The organism is Streptomyces sp. NPDC051211, from assembly GCF_040689505.1.
Classification (GTDB): Bacteria; Actinomycetota; Actinomycetes; order Streptomycetales; family Streptomycetaceae; genus Streptomyces.
This window is the reverse complement of the sequence record NZ_JBFBAV010000002.1, coordinates 426,309-439,127: the sequence shown is the minus strand read 5'-3', so window position 1 is coordinate 439,127 and position 12,819 is coordinate 426,309. Positions and strand designations below refer to the sequence as shown.

The 12,819-nt window shown below is 72.3% G+C and carries 8 protein-coding genes; 5 read left to right on the top strand and 3 right to left on the bottom strand.

Annotated features, from left to right (window positions below; genetic code table 11):
* Positions 1–2: 2 nt before the first annotated feature.
* Together AB0447_RS04980 and AB0447_RS04975 are read right to left on the bottom strand one after the other, a co-directional pair.
* Positions 3–1,007, bottom strand: coding sequence for a sugar ABC transporter permease (locus AB0447_RS04980; RefSeq protein WP_366475046.1), 1,005 nt, complete (start codon positions 1,005–1,007; stop codon positions 3–5).
* 8 nt (positions 1,008–1,015) lie between these two features.
* Positions 1,016–2,290, bottom strand: coding sequence for an extracellular solute-binding protein (locus tag AB0447_RS04975; protein WP_366475045.1), 1,275 nt, complete (start codon positions 2,288–2,290; stop codon positions 1,016–1,018).
* Positions 2,291–2,450: 160 nt separating this feature from the next.
* Between AB0447_RS04975 and AB0447_RS04970 the strand changes: the two genes are divergently transcribed.
* From AB0447_RS04970 to AB0447_RS04955, 4 genes are all read left to right on the top strand, one after another.
* Complete coding sequence (locus tag AB0447_RS04970) at positions 2,451–4,067, top strand: glycoside hydrolase family 13 protein (RefSeq protein ID WP_366475044.1); 1,617 nt, start codon at positions 2,451–2,453, stop codon at positions 4,065–4,067.
* Between the two features lie 26 nt (positions 4,068–4,093).
* The gene (locus AB0447_RS04965; protein WP_366475042.1) at positions 4,094–5,116 is read left to right on the top strand and encodes a LacI family DNA-binding transcriptional regulator; all 1,023 of its coding nucleotides are present in this window, start codon (positions 4,094–4,096) and stop codon (positions 5,114–5,116) included.
* Positions 5,117–5,210: 94 nt separating this feature from the next.
* Complete coding sequence (locus AB0447_RS04960; protein WP_366475041.1) at positions 5,211–6,110, top strand: phosphatase PAP2 family protein; 900 nt, start codon at positions 5,211–5,213, stop codon at positions 6,108–6,110.
* 185 nt (positions 6,111–6,295) lie between these two features.
* Complete coding sequence (locus AB0447_RS04955) at positions 6,296–6,877, top strand: superoxide dismutase family protein (RefSeq protein WP_366475040.1); 582 nt, start codon at positions 6,296–6,298, stop codon at positions 6,875–6,877.
* A gap of 49 nt (positions 6,878–6,926) precedes the next feature.
* Here AB0447_RS04955 and AB0447_RS04950 read toward each other — a convergent pair whose 3' ends face one another.
* Positions 6,927–9,914 (bottom strand): bifunctional [glutamine synthetase] adenylyltransferase/[glutamine synthetase]-adenylyl-L-tyrosine phosphorylase, encoded by a 2,988-nt coding sequence (locus AB0447_RS04950; RefSeq protein WP_366475100.1) that lies wholly within the window; start codon positions 9,912–9,914, stop codon positions 6,927–6,929.
* Positions 9,915–10,652: 738 nt separating this feature from the next.
* On the opposite strand from AB0447_RS04950, the gene AB0447_RS04945 reads away from it, so the two are divergent.
* Entirely contained in the window at positions 10,653–12,710 is a 2,058-nt protein-coding gene (locus AB0447_RS04945) for a PIG-L family deacetylase (protein ID WP_366475039.1), read from the top strand.
* Positions 12,711–12,819 lie beyond the last annotated feature (109 nt).

Sequence of the window (12,819 nt, the reverse complement as noted above, 5' to 3'; positions counted from 1 at the left end):
GGTCACCACACCTCTCCCTGCTTGCGCAGCGAACGCCGGTAGACCAGCGCGAACATCATGAGGAGCAGCAGGATCAGCACGCCCCAGGTGGCGGAGCCGGCGAAGTCGCGCGGGCTCTCCACGAAGGCCTCCCGGAAGGCCTGGGTCACCAGGATCTCGGTGGCGTCGCCCGGACCGCCCCGGGTGAGCAGGAAGATCACAGGGAACATGTTGAAGGTCCAGATGGTGGAGAGCAGGATCACCGTCATGCTGACGGCCCGCAGGCCGGGCAGGGTGATGTGCCGGAACCGCTGCCAGGCGCTGGCGCCGTCCATCTCGGCGGCCTCGTAGAGCTCGCCGGGGATGGACTGCAGGCCGCCGAGGAGGGCGACCATCATGAAGGGGACGCCGAGCCAGACGTTGACGGTGATGACCGCGAACTTGGCCCAGGTGGGGTCGTCCAGCCAGGGGACGCCGGCGATGCCGCCGCCCTCCAGGAGCTTGTTGAGGATGCCGTTGTCGCGGTTGAAGAGGAACCGCCAGGCGAACACGGAGACGAAGCCGGGGACGGCCCACGGGAGGATGAGGGCCATCCGGTAGACCCCGCGGCCGCGGAAGGTCCGGTTGAGCATGTTCGCGAGGACCAGGCCCAGGGTGAAGGTCACGGACACGCAGGCGACGGTCCAGATCACCGTCCACACCAGCCGCTGCATGAAGACCGGGTCGCCGAGCACGGCCGTGTAGTTGTCGAGTCCGACGAACTCGTACGTGGCCTCGATGTGGTTGGCGCCGATGGTGCGGGCGACGTTGCGCTCGTTGGCGTCGGTCAGCGACAGGTAGATGCCGCGGACCAGCGGCCAGCCGATGATCACTCCGAGGACGAGGACCACGGGGGCGACCATCGTCCAGGCGTACCAGTGCGTGCCGAGTGCGCGGCGGAGCCGGCCGCGGCTCCGGCCGCGGGCGGCGACGGTGAGGTCGCCGCCCGCGGCCTTCGCCACGGACTGGCTGGTGTCAGCAGCAGCCATGTCCTGGGTTACTTCCAGCCCTTGAGGATCTTGCGGAAGGCGGTGCCGGCGGACTTGGCGGCGTCCTCGGGGCTCGAAGCACCGGTGACGGCCTTGGTCCACTCGACCTTCAGCGGCTCGAAGAGGCTGCCGTTCTCCGGGATCCAGGCGCGCTCGACGGCCTTGTCGACGGCCGGCTTGAAGAAGGTGACCATCTCGTTGGCCTTGACGTCCGGCTGCTCGTAGGCGGCGGTCCGGGTCGGCAGCAGGCTGAGCTCCTTGGTCGTCTGCACCTGGACGTCCTGGGAGGTCAGGTACTCGACGAAGGCGTGCGCGGCCGTCCGGTTCTTGGAGCCGGCGTAGACGGCCAGGTCGTGGCCGCCCTGCGGGGCGCCCTGGCCGGCCGAGCCGGCCGGGACGGCGGCGACGCCGAGGTTGGCCTTGTCCTTGAACTGGTCGCCGGAGAAGGTGTCGGCCACCGCCCACGGACCGTTGACCATCATGGCGACCTGGCCGGTCTTGAAGGCGGTCTGCATGTTGGTGAAGCCGTCGGTGGCGTTGGTGGTCGCGGCGCCCGAGGTGACCAGGTCGCGGGCGGCCTTGAAGGCCTTCACGCCGGCCTCGTTGTCGATGGTGACGGTCTTGGTCTTGGCGTCGACCATGTCGCCGCCCTCACCGTAGAGGTAGGGGAGCGCCCAGTAGGAGTCGTCGCCGCGGAGGTAGAGGCCGGTCTTGCCGGTCTTGGCCTTGATCGCGGCGGCCGCGGTCTTCAGCTCCTCCAGGGACTTCGGGGGCTGCACCCCGGCGTCGCTGAGCATCTTCTTGTTGTAGAAGAGCGCGAGGGTGTCGATGACCTGCGGGACCGCGTAGGTCTTGCCCTCGTACTTGCCGCTGGCGGCCGCCTGCTTCAGGAACTCGGCGTCGACCTTCTTCGCGGTCTCGGCCGGCACCTCGTCGAGGTAGCCGAGCGAGGCGAAGTCGGCGACCCAGCCGACGTCGGCGCGGATCACGTCAGGCGCGTCGGAGCCGCTGCTGAAGGCGTTCTTCACCTTGTTCTGGGCGTCGCCGTAGGGCACGTTGACGTACTTGACCGTGACCTTGGGGTGCTTGGCCGTGAACGCTTCGGCGATCTTCTGGAAGGTCGCCTTCTCGGCGTCGCCCGAGGTGTCCCACCAGGTGACGGTGCCCGAAAGCTCCCCGCCCGCCTTGGTCTCGCCACCCGCGTCCTTGTCGTCACCGCCGCAAGCCGTCGCCGCGAGCGCCAGGGCCGCGACCAGCGCGGTGGCCGCTATGCCACGCCGCATATGAACTCCTTCGATGATCCCGGCCGCGCCCTCGCGGTCCCGAGTTGCCAGGAACGTAACAAGCCAGAAAGAAGACCGAAAGACCTTGCCGCAATTTTCTGCAAGCGGAGGCGATTGTTACATCCGCGTGTCCGAAGGGGGGTGCTCGCGTTGACCCGGTATGACGCACGAGCTCACCGCACCCCTCCCCGCACGCGCCGACGGACCCGCGCCCGGGAGCGCGCTCCGCGGCCGCTGGTGGCGCGATGCCGTCATCTACCAGGTGTACGTCCGCTCCTTCGCGGACAGCAACGGAGACGGGGTCGGGGACCTCCGCGGGATCCGCGAGCGGCTCCCGCACCTGGCCCGGCTGGGCGTGGACGCGGTCTGGATCACCCCCTTCTACGTCTCCCCCCAGGCCGACGGCGGCTACGACGTCGCCGACTACCGGGCCGTCGACCCCGTCTTCGGCGACCTCGCCGACGCCGACGACCTCGTACGGGCCGCCCACGCGCTCGGCCTCAAGGTGATCGTCGATGTGGTCCCCAACCACACCTCCGACCGGCACCCCTGGTTCCGTGAGGCCCTCGCCGACCCGGCCCGGCGGGACCGCTACCACTTCCGGCCCGGCCGCGGACCGGGCGGCGCCCAGCCCCCCAACGACTGGGAATCGGTCTTCGGCGGCCCGGCCTGGACCCGGGTCCCGGACGGCGACTGGTACCTGCACCTCTTCGCCCCCGAGCAGCCGGACCTCAACTGGGACCACCCCGAGGTCGCCGAGGAGTTCGATTCCGTCCTCCGCTTCTGGCTGGACCTGGGCGTGGACGGATTCCGGGTGGACGTCGCCCACGGCATGGTCAAGGCCCCCGGCCTGCCCGACGTCGGCGCGGCCGAGCAGGCCACCCTGATCGGCAGCCAGCCGCTCCCCTTCTTCGACCAGGAGGGCGTGCACGCCATCCACCGCTCCTGGCGCAACCTCCTCGACTCCTACGGGGACGAGCGGATCGGCGTCGCCGAGGCCTGGGCCCCCACCTCCGAACGCCTGGCCCTCTACGTCCGCCCCGACGAACTGCACCAGGCCTTCAACTTCCGCTTCCTGAAATGCCCCTGGGAGGCCCCCGCGATCCGCACCGTCATCGACGAGTCGATGGCCGCCACCGACGCCGTGGGCGCCCCCACCACCTGGGTGCTGTCCAACCACGACGTGGTCCGCCACCGCACCCGCTACGGCACCCTGCGCCGGGCCCGCGCCGCCGCCCTGCTGATGCTGGCGCTGCCCGGATCCGCGTACGTCTACCAGGGCGAGGAACTCGGCCTCCCCGAGGTCGCCGACCTCCCCGACGACGCCCGCCGGGACCCCGCCTACCTGCGCACCGCCGGCCAGGACGGCCTCCGCGACGGCTGCCGGGTGCCGATCCCCTGGTCGGGCACGGAACCGCCGTACGGATTCGGGCCCGGCGGCAGCTGGCTCCCCCAGCCCGCCGGCTGGGCGGGCCTGACCGTGGCCGCGCAGACCGGCGACCCGCACTCCACCCTGGAGCTGTACCGCGCCGCCCTCGAACTGCGCCGGGCCCTCCCCGGCCTCGGCTCCCCCGACGCCGGGCCGCTGTGCTGGGAGGCCGCCCCCGAGGGCGTGCTCCTCTTCACCCGGCCCGGGTTCGCCTGCACCGTGAACACCCGCCCTCACGCCGTCGAACTGCCCGTCCCCGGCCGGCCCGTCCTGTCCAGCGCCCCCGTGGAGCCGGGGGCCCGTACCGTGCTGCTGCCGCCGGATTCGTGCACGTGGTGGGCAACATGAGCGGCCGCCTTGTAGGGTCCAGTCCTATGACCGCGCGGCTTGCCGACATCGCAGCTCAGGCGGGGGTCAGCGAAGCCACAGTCAGCCGGGTGCTCAACGGCAAACCCGGTGTGGCCGCGGGCACCCGCGAATCCGTGCTGGCCGCACTCGACGTCCTCGGGTACGAGCGGCCCGTCCGGCTGCGACAGCGCAGCGCCGGCCTCGTCGGGCTGATAACCCCCGAACTCGACAACCCCATCTTTCCGGCCCTCGCCCAGGTCATCGGGCAGGCGCTGACCCGGCAGGGCTACACCCCGGTGCTCGCCACCCAGACGCCCGGCGGCTCCACCGAGGACGAACTGACCGAAATGCTCGTCGACCGCGGGGTCTCCGGCATCATCTTCGTCTCCGGCCTGCACGCCGACACCACTGCCGATATGACCCGCTATGACCAACTTCGCGGGCAGGGCGTGCCGTACGTCCTCATCAACGGCTTCTCCGACAAGGTCCAGGCCCCCTTCGTCTCCCCCGACGACCGGGCCGCCATGCACCTCGCCGTGACGCACCTCACGGCCCTCGGCCACACCCGGATCGGGCTCGCCGTCGGACCCAAGCGCTTCGTGCCGGTCCTCCGCAAGATCGAGGGGTTCCGGGCCGCCGTACAGGAACGGCTCGGGCTCTCCGAACCGGAGGCCGAGGAGCTCATCCAGCACTCCCTGTACAGCCTGGAAGGCGGTCAGGCCGCCGCGACCGCGCTCATCGGCCGCGGCTGCACCGCGATCGTGTGCGCCAGCGACATGATGGCGCTCGGCGCGATCCGGGCCGCCCGGCAGCAGGGACTCGGGGTCCCCCAGGACGTGTCGGTGGTCGGCTTCGACGACTCGCCCCTCATAGCATTCACCGATCCGCCGCTCACCACCATTCGGCAGCCCGTGCAGGCCATGGGGCAGGCCGCGGTCCGGACCCTGCTCGAGGAAATCGGCGGCACCCCCGCCCCGCACAGCGAGTTCGTCTTCATGCCGGAACTCGTCGTCCGCGGCTCCACCGCCTCGGGCCTGGGCCGCGGGTGAGGGTCGAGGTAGTCCGCAGGACGGACCCCGCTGCGGTCAAGACCGTCCCGAGGGATGATCGGAGGCGGGAAGCCATCTGGCAGACTCTGTCCTCATGGGTGAATCGAGCGTGAAGACACTGGAAACCCGGACGGACCTCTCGTCGCCCAGCCTGCCTGACAGTGCGGCCGCGGAGAGCCGGCCGGACACCCGGCGCGCGCTGCTGGAGCAGCTGCGAACCCCGCGCCGGCCGCGGATCTGGTTCGAGATCCTGCTCATCGCGGTGAGTTACTGGACCTATTCGCTGATCCGCAACTCGGTACCCGAGCAGAAGGCGGCCGCGCTGCGGAACGCCGACTGGATCTGGGACGTCGAAAGCTCGGTGGGCCTCGCCTTCGAACAGACGGTCAACCACGCGGTGAACTCCGTGACCTGGCTGATCGTGGGCATGAACTACTACTACGCCACGCTGCACTTCGTCGTGACCATCGGCGTGCTCGTGTGGATCTACCGCTGGCACCCCGGCCGGTACGCCGCCACCCGTCTCGTGCTCTTCGCCACCACCGGCGTCGCGCTGGTCGGCTACTACCTGTTCCCGCTGGCCCCGCCCCGGCTGATGAACGGCCACGATTTCATCGACACCGTGCTGGTCCACCACACCTGGGGCTCCATGGCCTCCGGCAACCTCAAGCACATGTCGAACCAGTACGCGGCCATGCCCTCCATGCACATAGGGTGGTCGCTCTGGTGCGGGCTGACCATCTTCGCCGTCGCCTCCGCGCCCTGGGCCCGCATTCTCGGCCTGCTCTACCCGGCCGCCACCCTCGTGGTGATCGTGGCCACCGCCAACCACTTCTGGCTGGACGCGGTCGGCGGCATGATCTGCCTGGCCTTCGGCTACACCCTCTCGTACTCCTGGTACGGATCCCTGCCGCACCGGCTGCCGCAACTCCCGGAGGACGAGGGCCCGCACCCCGCCTCGGCCCTGCTGAACCGGTTCCGAGTCCGGGCCTGAACCGGCTCCGAGTCCGGGCCTGACCCGGTTCCGAGTCCGTGCCTGACCCCGCTCCCGCCGTCACCCCTCCGCGCGTCCCGACATGCAGACGGACCGCACATCTGGGCACAGTGGACTTCCCGGGCTCGCCCGCGGGCCTCCCGCGCCGGACGGCTCCGGCCCGGGCCCACCGAGAGGGGAAACCCATGAGGCCTCGCAGCATGCTCACGGCCTGCGGCCTTGTCACCGTCCTGCTCACCGGTCCGGCCACGCCCCTGGCGACGGCCTCGGCCGCCGCGACGGGGACCGACGGCCACCGGGTCGACACCGGCCGGCAGGCCCTGATCTCGTACAACGCGGCCTTCGTGCCACCGGACTCCACCGCCCGTGTCCGGGCCCACTACGGCAAGGACGGCGAAGCCGGCAAGACGGTGGTGAAGCTGCGCGTCTGGGGCCTCGCACCGAACCGCGAGTACGGGGCGCACGCACACAAGTCGGCCTGCGGGGCGACGGACCCGGCTGCCGCCGGAGGCCACTTCCAGCACGTCCAGGACCCGGTGCAGCCGTCGACGGACCCGGCGTACGCCAACGCGGACAACGAGATCTGGCTCGACTTCACCACCGACGCACAGGGCAACGCGACCGCCCGGACGGTCGTCGACTGGAATTTCCCGGCCGACCGGCGCGCACGGTCCGTGATCGTCCACGAACACCACACCAGCACCGGCCCCGCCGGCAAGGCGGGCACGGCCGGCGCCCGGTACGGCTGCCTGACCGTCCCCTTCTGACCGCCCGCTCCTGACCGCCCGCTCCTGACCGAGCCGGCTGCTACGCCGCCTACGCCCCGTAGAACAGCTCGTCCACCACGGCCCGGGCCCGGCGGGTGACCCTGCGGTAGTCGTCCAGCATCTCGCCGACCCGGCCCTCGCCGTAGCCGAGGTAGCGGCCGACCGCTGCCAGTTCGCGGGCCTCCGACGGGAAGGTGTCGCCGGCCCGGCCGCGGACCAGCATCACCGCGTTGCGGACCCGGGTGGCCAGCACCCAGGCCTCGTCGAGGATCTGCGCCTCCTCGGTGGGGATCAGGCCGGCCGCCTGCGCGGCGGCGAGCGCCTGCCGGGTCCGGGTGGTGCGCAGGCCCGGCTCGGCCCAGGCGTGGCGCAGCTGGATGAGCTGGACCGTCCACTCGACGTCGCTGAGGCCGCCGCGGCCCAGCTTGGTGTGCAGGGTGGGGTCGGCGCCGCGCGGCAGCCGCTCCGATTCCATCCGGGCCTTGAGCCGCCTGATCTCGCGGACCGCGTCCTCGCCCAGCCCTTCCATCGGGTAGCGGAGCGGGTCGACGAGCTCGATGAAGCGGCGGCCGAGGTCCTCGTCCCCGGCGACCGGTTCGGCGCGCAGCAGGGCCTGGCTCTCCCAGACCAGGGACCAGCGCCGGTAGTAGGCGGCGTAGGAGGAGAGGGTGCGGACCAGCGGGCCGCTGCGGCCTTCCGGCCGCAGGTCGGCGTCGATCAGCAGCGGCGGGTCGGCGGTCGGCAGCTGCAGCAGCCGCCGCATCTCGGAGATCACCCGCTGTGCGGCCTTCGCGGCCTCCTGCTCGTCCACGCCCTCGCGCGGCTCGTGCACGAACAGCACGTCCGCGTCGGAGCCGTAGCCGAGTTCGTGGCCGCCGAACCGGCCCACGCCGATCACCGCGAACCGGGTGGGCAGGGTGTCGCCCCAGGTGTCGGCGACGGCGGCGCGCAGGGCGCCGGCCACGGTCACGGCGGTCAGGTCGGAGACGGCGTCGCCGACCCGGTCGACGAGGGCGCCGGGGTCCTCCTCGACGGGCTGGTCCTCCGTACCGTACGAGCCGATGATGTCGGCGGCGGTGGTGCGGAACAGTTCGCGGCGGCGGACCCCGCGGGCGGCGGCCACGGCGGCCTCCGCGTTCTCGGCGCGGCCGACCGCGGCCAGCACCTCCTGCAGCAGGGCCTCGTGGGTGCGCGGCTGCAGGCCTTCGGGGTCGCCGAGCAGGGCGACCGCCTCCGGGGCGCGCATCAGCAGGTCGGGGGCGAGCCGGCCGGCGGACAGGACCCGGGCCAGGTTCTCGGCGGCGGCGCCCTCGTCGCGGAGCAGCCGCAGGTACCAGGGGGTCTTGCCGAGGGCGTCGGAGACCTTCCGGAAGTTGAGCAGGCCCGCGTCCGGGTCGGCGGAGTCGGCGAACCAGCCGAGCATCACCGGCAGCAGGGTGCGCTGGATGGCGGCCTTGCGGGTGACGCCGGAGGCGAGGGCCTCCAGGTGGCGCAGGGCCGCAACCGGGTCGGCGTACCCGAGGGCCTCCAGGCGCTGGCCGGCCGCGCGCGGGGAGAGCCGGGTCTCGCCGGGGGCGAGCTGGGCGACGGCGTCGAGCAGCGGCCGGTAGAACAGCTTCTCGTGCAGCCGGCGGACCACGGAGGCGTGCCGCCGCCAGGCCTTGTTGAGCTCGGCGACGGGTTCGGTGCGCAGGCTCATGGAGCGGCCGAGGCGGCGCAGGTCGGCCTCGTCCTCGGGGACGAGGTGGGTGCGGCGCAGCCGGTAGAGCTGGATGCGGTGCTCCATGGCGCGCAGGAACCGGTACGCGTCGCCGAGCTGCGCGGCGTCGGCGCGGCCGACGTACCCGCCGGCGGCGAGGGCGTGCAGGGCGTCGAGGGTGGTGCCGGAGCGCAGGGTCGCGTCGCTGCGGCCGTGCACGAGCTGGAGCAGCTGTACGGCGAACTCGACGTCGCGCAGGCCGCCCGGGCCGAGCTTGAGCTCGCGGTCGACCTGGGAGGCGGGGATGTTGTCGACCACGCGGCGGCGCATCTTCTGCACGTCGGCGACGAAGTTCTCGCGTTCGGCGGCCTGCCAGACCATGGGCGTTATGGCGTCGATGTAGGCGGCGCCGAGTTCGGTGTCCCCGGCCACCGCCCGCGCCTTGAGCAGGGCCTGGAACTCCCAGGTCTTGGCCCAGCGCTGGTAGTAGGCGAGGTGCGAGGCCAGGGTCCGGACCAGGGGGCCGTTCCGGCCCTCGGGCCGGAGGTTGGCGTCGACCGGCCAGATGGTGCCTTCGACGGTGGTGTCGGAGCAGATCCGCATCAGGTGCGAGGCGAGCCGGGTGGCGGCCTGGAGGGCCTTGGCCTCGTCGGCTCCGTTCCGGGCGTCCCCGACGAAGATGACGTCGACGTCGGAGACGTAGTTGAGCTCGTTGCCGCCGCACTTGCCCATCGCGATGACGGCGAGCCGGCACAGGGCGGCGTCCTCGGGGGCGGCGGCGGAGGCGATGCGCAGGGCGGCGCGGAGCGTGGCGGTGGCCAGGTCGGCGAGTTCGGCTGCGGTCTGTGCCACATCGGTGGTGCCGCAGACGTCGCGGGCGGCGATGGAGAGCAGGCACCGCCGGTAGGCGACCCGCAGCGCGACCGGATCGGCGGCGTCCGCGAGGCCCTCCTCGAACTCGGCGAGGCCGGGGTGCAGATCGGCTGCCTCGTAGGTGACCAGGGCCTGCCAGTCCCGGGGGTGCCGGGCCAGGTGGTCGGCGAGCGCCTCGGAGGCGCCGAGCACCCCGAGCAGCCGGTCCCGCAGCGGCTTCGCGCTGACCAGGGTCGACAGCAGGGCCGGCCGCTCCTCCTCGCTCTGCGCCTCGGTGAGCCGGACCAGGCCGAACAGGGCGAGATCGGGGTCGGCGGTCGCGCCGAGCGCGTCGAGCAGCACCGGATCGGCGCGTACGGGGGCCAGTGCCTCGGAGTCCAGCAGCCGCGCGGCGGCCGAGGGGTCGGTGAACCCGCTGCGCAGCAGCCGGATGAAGGTGCTGCTCCTGCGTCCGGGGACCGTCATCCCGCCGCCTTCCGTGTCCGTCACGCCACGTCATCGCCACTGCCCAGGGCCCTCCCGAGCCTATCCGAGGGCAGTGCGTCCATCGGCGGCAGCGTGGTGCGAATTGTCCGATTTGCAGCTGATGGGCCGTTAGCGGGAGCCCAGCCGCTGTGGCCCACCTCACGACCCCTCCAGGCCCGCCGCCCCGTTGCGCGTGTCCAACGTCACAGGGCCGGGCGGACCCGTCGGCTGCGGCGACGTCACGGCGACCGGACACCTGCTCGCGGGGCGCACCGCGGGTAGCCGGCCGGGCGCAAAGACCGACGGGCCCGAGCGGCCTCGAGACCGCTCACTGCCGATGTCCGTGGGCTCGCCGACCTCCGCGCCGGCCGGAAAAGACCTGGTCAGCGCGGCTGTTGCGCCGGGGCCCGATGCCGGATGGGGCGCGGAGCACCTCGCGCCGCGGCAGGCCGGGGCCGCGCAGCACCGCCCCGCAAACCACCCCGTAAACCGGACAATCCACCAGCAATCTCAGCAGGTACCACCATCACCATCCGACTCAGGACATAGTGACGGACGCTCAACGTCCGCATCCTGGGCGATTTTTCCTTTCACAAATGCACAGGGCACAATCGGGTCCGGTCGTAACCGGAACCAGTGGAGTCATCGGTCAAGTCGGTGAACCAAGTTCCCCGTATTGACCTCTACCTGACTGCTCGGCGGATTTCCGCACCGGACCGACCATTCAAGGGGTGACTGATGCTCCCTGCCCTGCGCATCCGCCTCGCGGCCCTGCTCACCGTGATCACTGCCGGCGCCACCGGCGTCCTCGCCGTTGCCTACGGCCAGGAGACCGGCGCGGACGGCGGGTACGAACCCGGTGACCGCAAGAGCGCGGTCCGCCCCGCCTCCGCCGCCGACGGCTCGGTGCTCCAGATCGTCGCCCACCCCGACGACGACCTGTTCTTCATGAACCCGGACCTGAGCCGCACCCTGATCGCCGGGACGAAGCTCACCACCACCTACCTCACCTCCGGCGAGTCCGACGGCATCAACGCCAAGGGCAAGGACCCCAAGCCCCCCGCCGACGTCGCCGCCTACGCCGAGGCCCGGCAGAACGGCATACGCGCCGCCTACGCCCAGATGGCCACCGGCGACCGCACCTCCCCCTGGACCCGCACCGCGATACCCACCGCCGGCGGCGGCCAGGCCGAGGTCGACACCCTGGTGGCCAAGCCCCAGGTGAACCTGGTGTGGCTGCAGCTGCGCGAGGCCGGCAGCATCGGCGCCGACCGCCCGAACAGCCTGCGCGGCCTGTGGAACGGGCGAATACCGGCCCTGGGCTCCCAGCTCACCAAGGACAGCCCGGTCAAGCAGCCGTTCTCGTACACCAAGGAACAGGCGATAGCCACGATCGCGGGCGTCATCGAGCGGTACAAGCCGACGACGATACGCATGCAGGACCCGACGCCCGGCAAGCACGCGAAGAGCAACACGCCGGACGACCACCAGGACCACATGTTCGGCGCCCGCTTCACCCAGGCCGCCACCGAACGCTACGCGCAGATCAAGGACCGCCCTCACTTCACGGTCCAGAACTACCTCGGCTACCGCAACGGCGCGCTGCCCAAGGCCCTCGCCCCGGAGACGGTCCAGGCCAAGGTCGGCTTCCTCCGGACGTACGGCTGGGCCGACCACCAGAACTACTGCGACTCCACCTGCGGCTGCGGCGACCGCAAGGTCGGCAACCTCCCGACCGGCCACATCTGGGCGCAGAGCCTCCGCTACACCCGGGCCGACAACACCTCCTGGCTGGTCGAGGGCACCGGCGGCAGGCTCTGGGCCTTCGCCACCCTGGACGGCCGGATGGCCCACTGGACCCGCACCGGCTCCGGCCCCAGGACCACCTGGACCGGCCCGGTCCTGCTCCCCGGCACCGGCCTGGACCCGGGCGCCTCCGCCGCCCGCCTGCCCGACGGCCGGGTCGCCGTCTTCGGCACCCGCACCACCCTCGGCAACCGCGCCCAGGACTACCGCCGCGAGGTCGTGTACGCCGTCCAGTCCGCCCCGAACGGCCCGTTCGGCGCATGGCAGTCGGCCGGCACCCCGGAGACCACCGACGCCGACGGCACCTCGGCCATCAGCGGGCCCGCGGTCGTGGCGGACCGGGCCGGCCGCCTCACCGTGTACGTCCGCGACGCCAAGCGCAGCCTGCGCGCCCGCACCCAGCTCCCGGCCGGCGGCTTCGGTCCCTGGCAGCAGCTGGGCGGCGGCGACCTGCAGAGCGACCCGGTGACCGCGACCGACGCGGCCGGCCGGGCCCACGTCTTCGCCTCCACCGGCCGCACCGTGCTGGCCTGGACCCGCGCCACCCCGGACGCCCCGCTCCAGGGCCCCTTCGCGACCGGTCTCCCGCCGACCACGGTGCCGCTCTCGGCGACCCCCGAGGGCGAGGGCATCCGGCTGTACTTCCGCCGCCCCGACTCGGGCGTGGTCCGCTCCGCCCTGATCACGGCCGGCCCCGGCAAGCCCTCGGTCTCGGCCGTCACCGAATCCGGCGGCCGCGCCGGCTACGGCGCGGTGAGCGCCGCGGGCCGCTTCCTCGCGGGGCGCGCGGACAAGGGCACCATAGGCACCACGGGCCTGGCGGGCGCGCCCGCCTGGAACCAGTCCCAGATGCTGTACGCGGGCGCCCCGGCCTCCCTGGTCGAATCCACCGGCCCGGCCACCACCGCAGTCCTGGGCCTCGACGCCCGCCTCCACACCACCACGGCCTCGTCGAACCCCACCCCCTGGCAGCCGGCCACCGACCGCTGACCGCTGACCGCTGACACACGAAGGGCCGGGGCACCCACGGGGTGCCCCGGCCCTTCGCTTCGTCCAGCCGTCTTCTGCCTCCGCGGTCGGTATCTGCCGCTTCCGAGGG

What these genes read in the sequence shown, in the direction of transcription:
- AB0447_RS04975 (WP_366475045.1), bottom strand. Translation starts at nt 2,290, where the DNA reads ATGCGGCGTGGCATAGCGGCCACCGCGCTGGTCGCGGCCCTGGCGCTC.
- AB0447_RS04955 (WP_366475040.1), top strand. Translation starts at nt 6,296, where the DNA reads ATGAGGCCTCGCAGCATGCTCACGGCCTGCGGCCTTGTCACCGTCCTG.
- AB0447_RS04970 (WP_366475044.1), top strand. Translation starts at nt 2,451, where the DNA reads ATGACGCACGAGCTCACCGCACCCCTCCCCGCACGCGCCGACGGACCC.
- AB0447_RS04965 (WP_366475042.1), top strand. Translation starts at nt 4,094, where the DNA reads ATGACCGCGCGGCTTGCCGACATCGCAGCTCAGGCGGGGGTCAGCGAA.
- AB0447_RS04980 (WP_366475046.1), bottom strand. Translation starts at nt 1,007, where the DNA reads ATGGCTGCTGCTGACACCAGCCAGTCCGTGGCGAAGGCCGCGGGCGGC.
- AB0447_RS04950 (WP_366475100.1), bottom strand. Translation starts at nt 9,914, where the DNA reads ATGACGGTCCCCGGACGCAGGAGCAGCACCTTCATCCGGCTGCTGCGC.
- AB0447_RS04945 (WP_366475039.1), top strand. Translation starts at nt 10,653, where the DNA reads ATGCTCCCTGCCCTGCGCATCCGCCTCGCGGCCCTGCTCACCGTGATC.
- AB0447_RS04960 (WP_366475041.1), top strand. Translation starts at nt 5,211, where the DNA reads ATGGGTGAATCGAGCGTGAAGACACTGGAAACCCGGACGGACCTCTCG.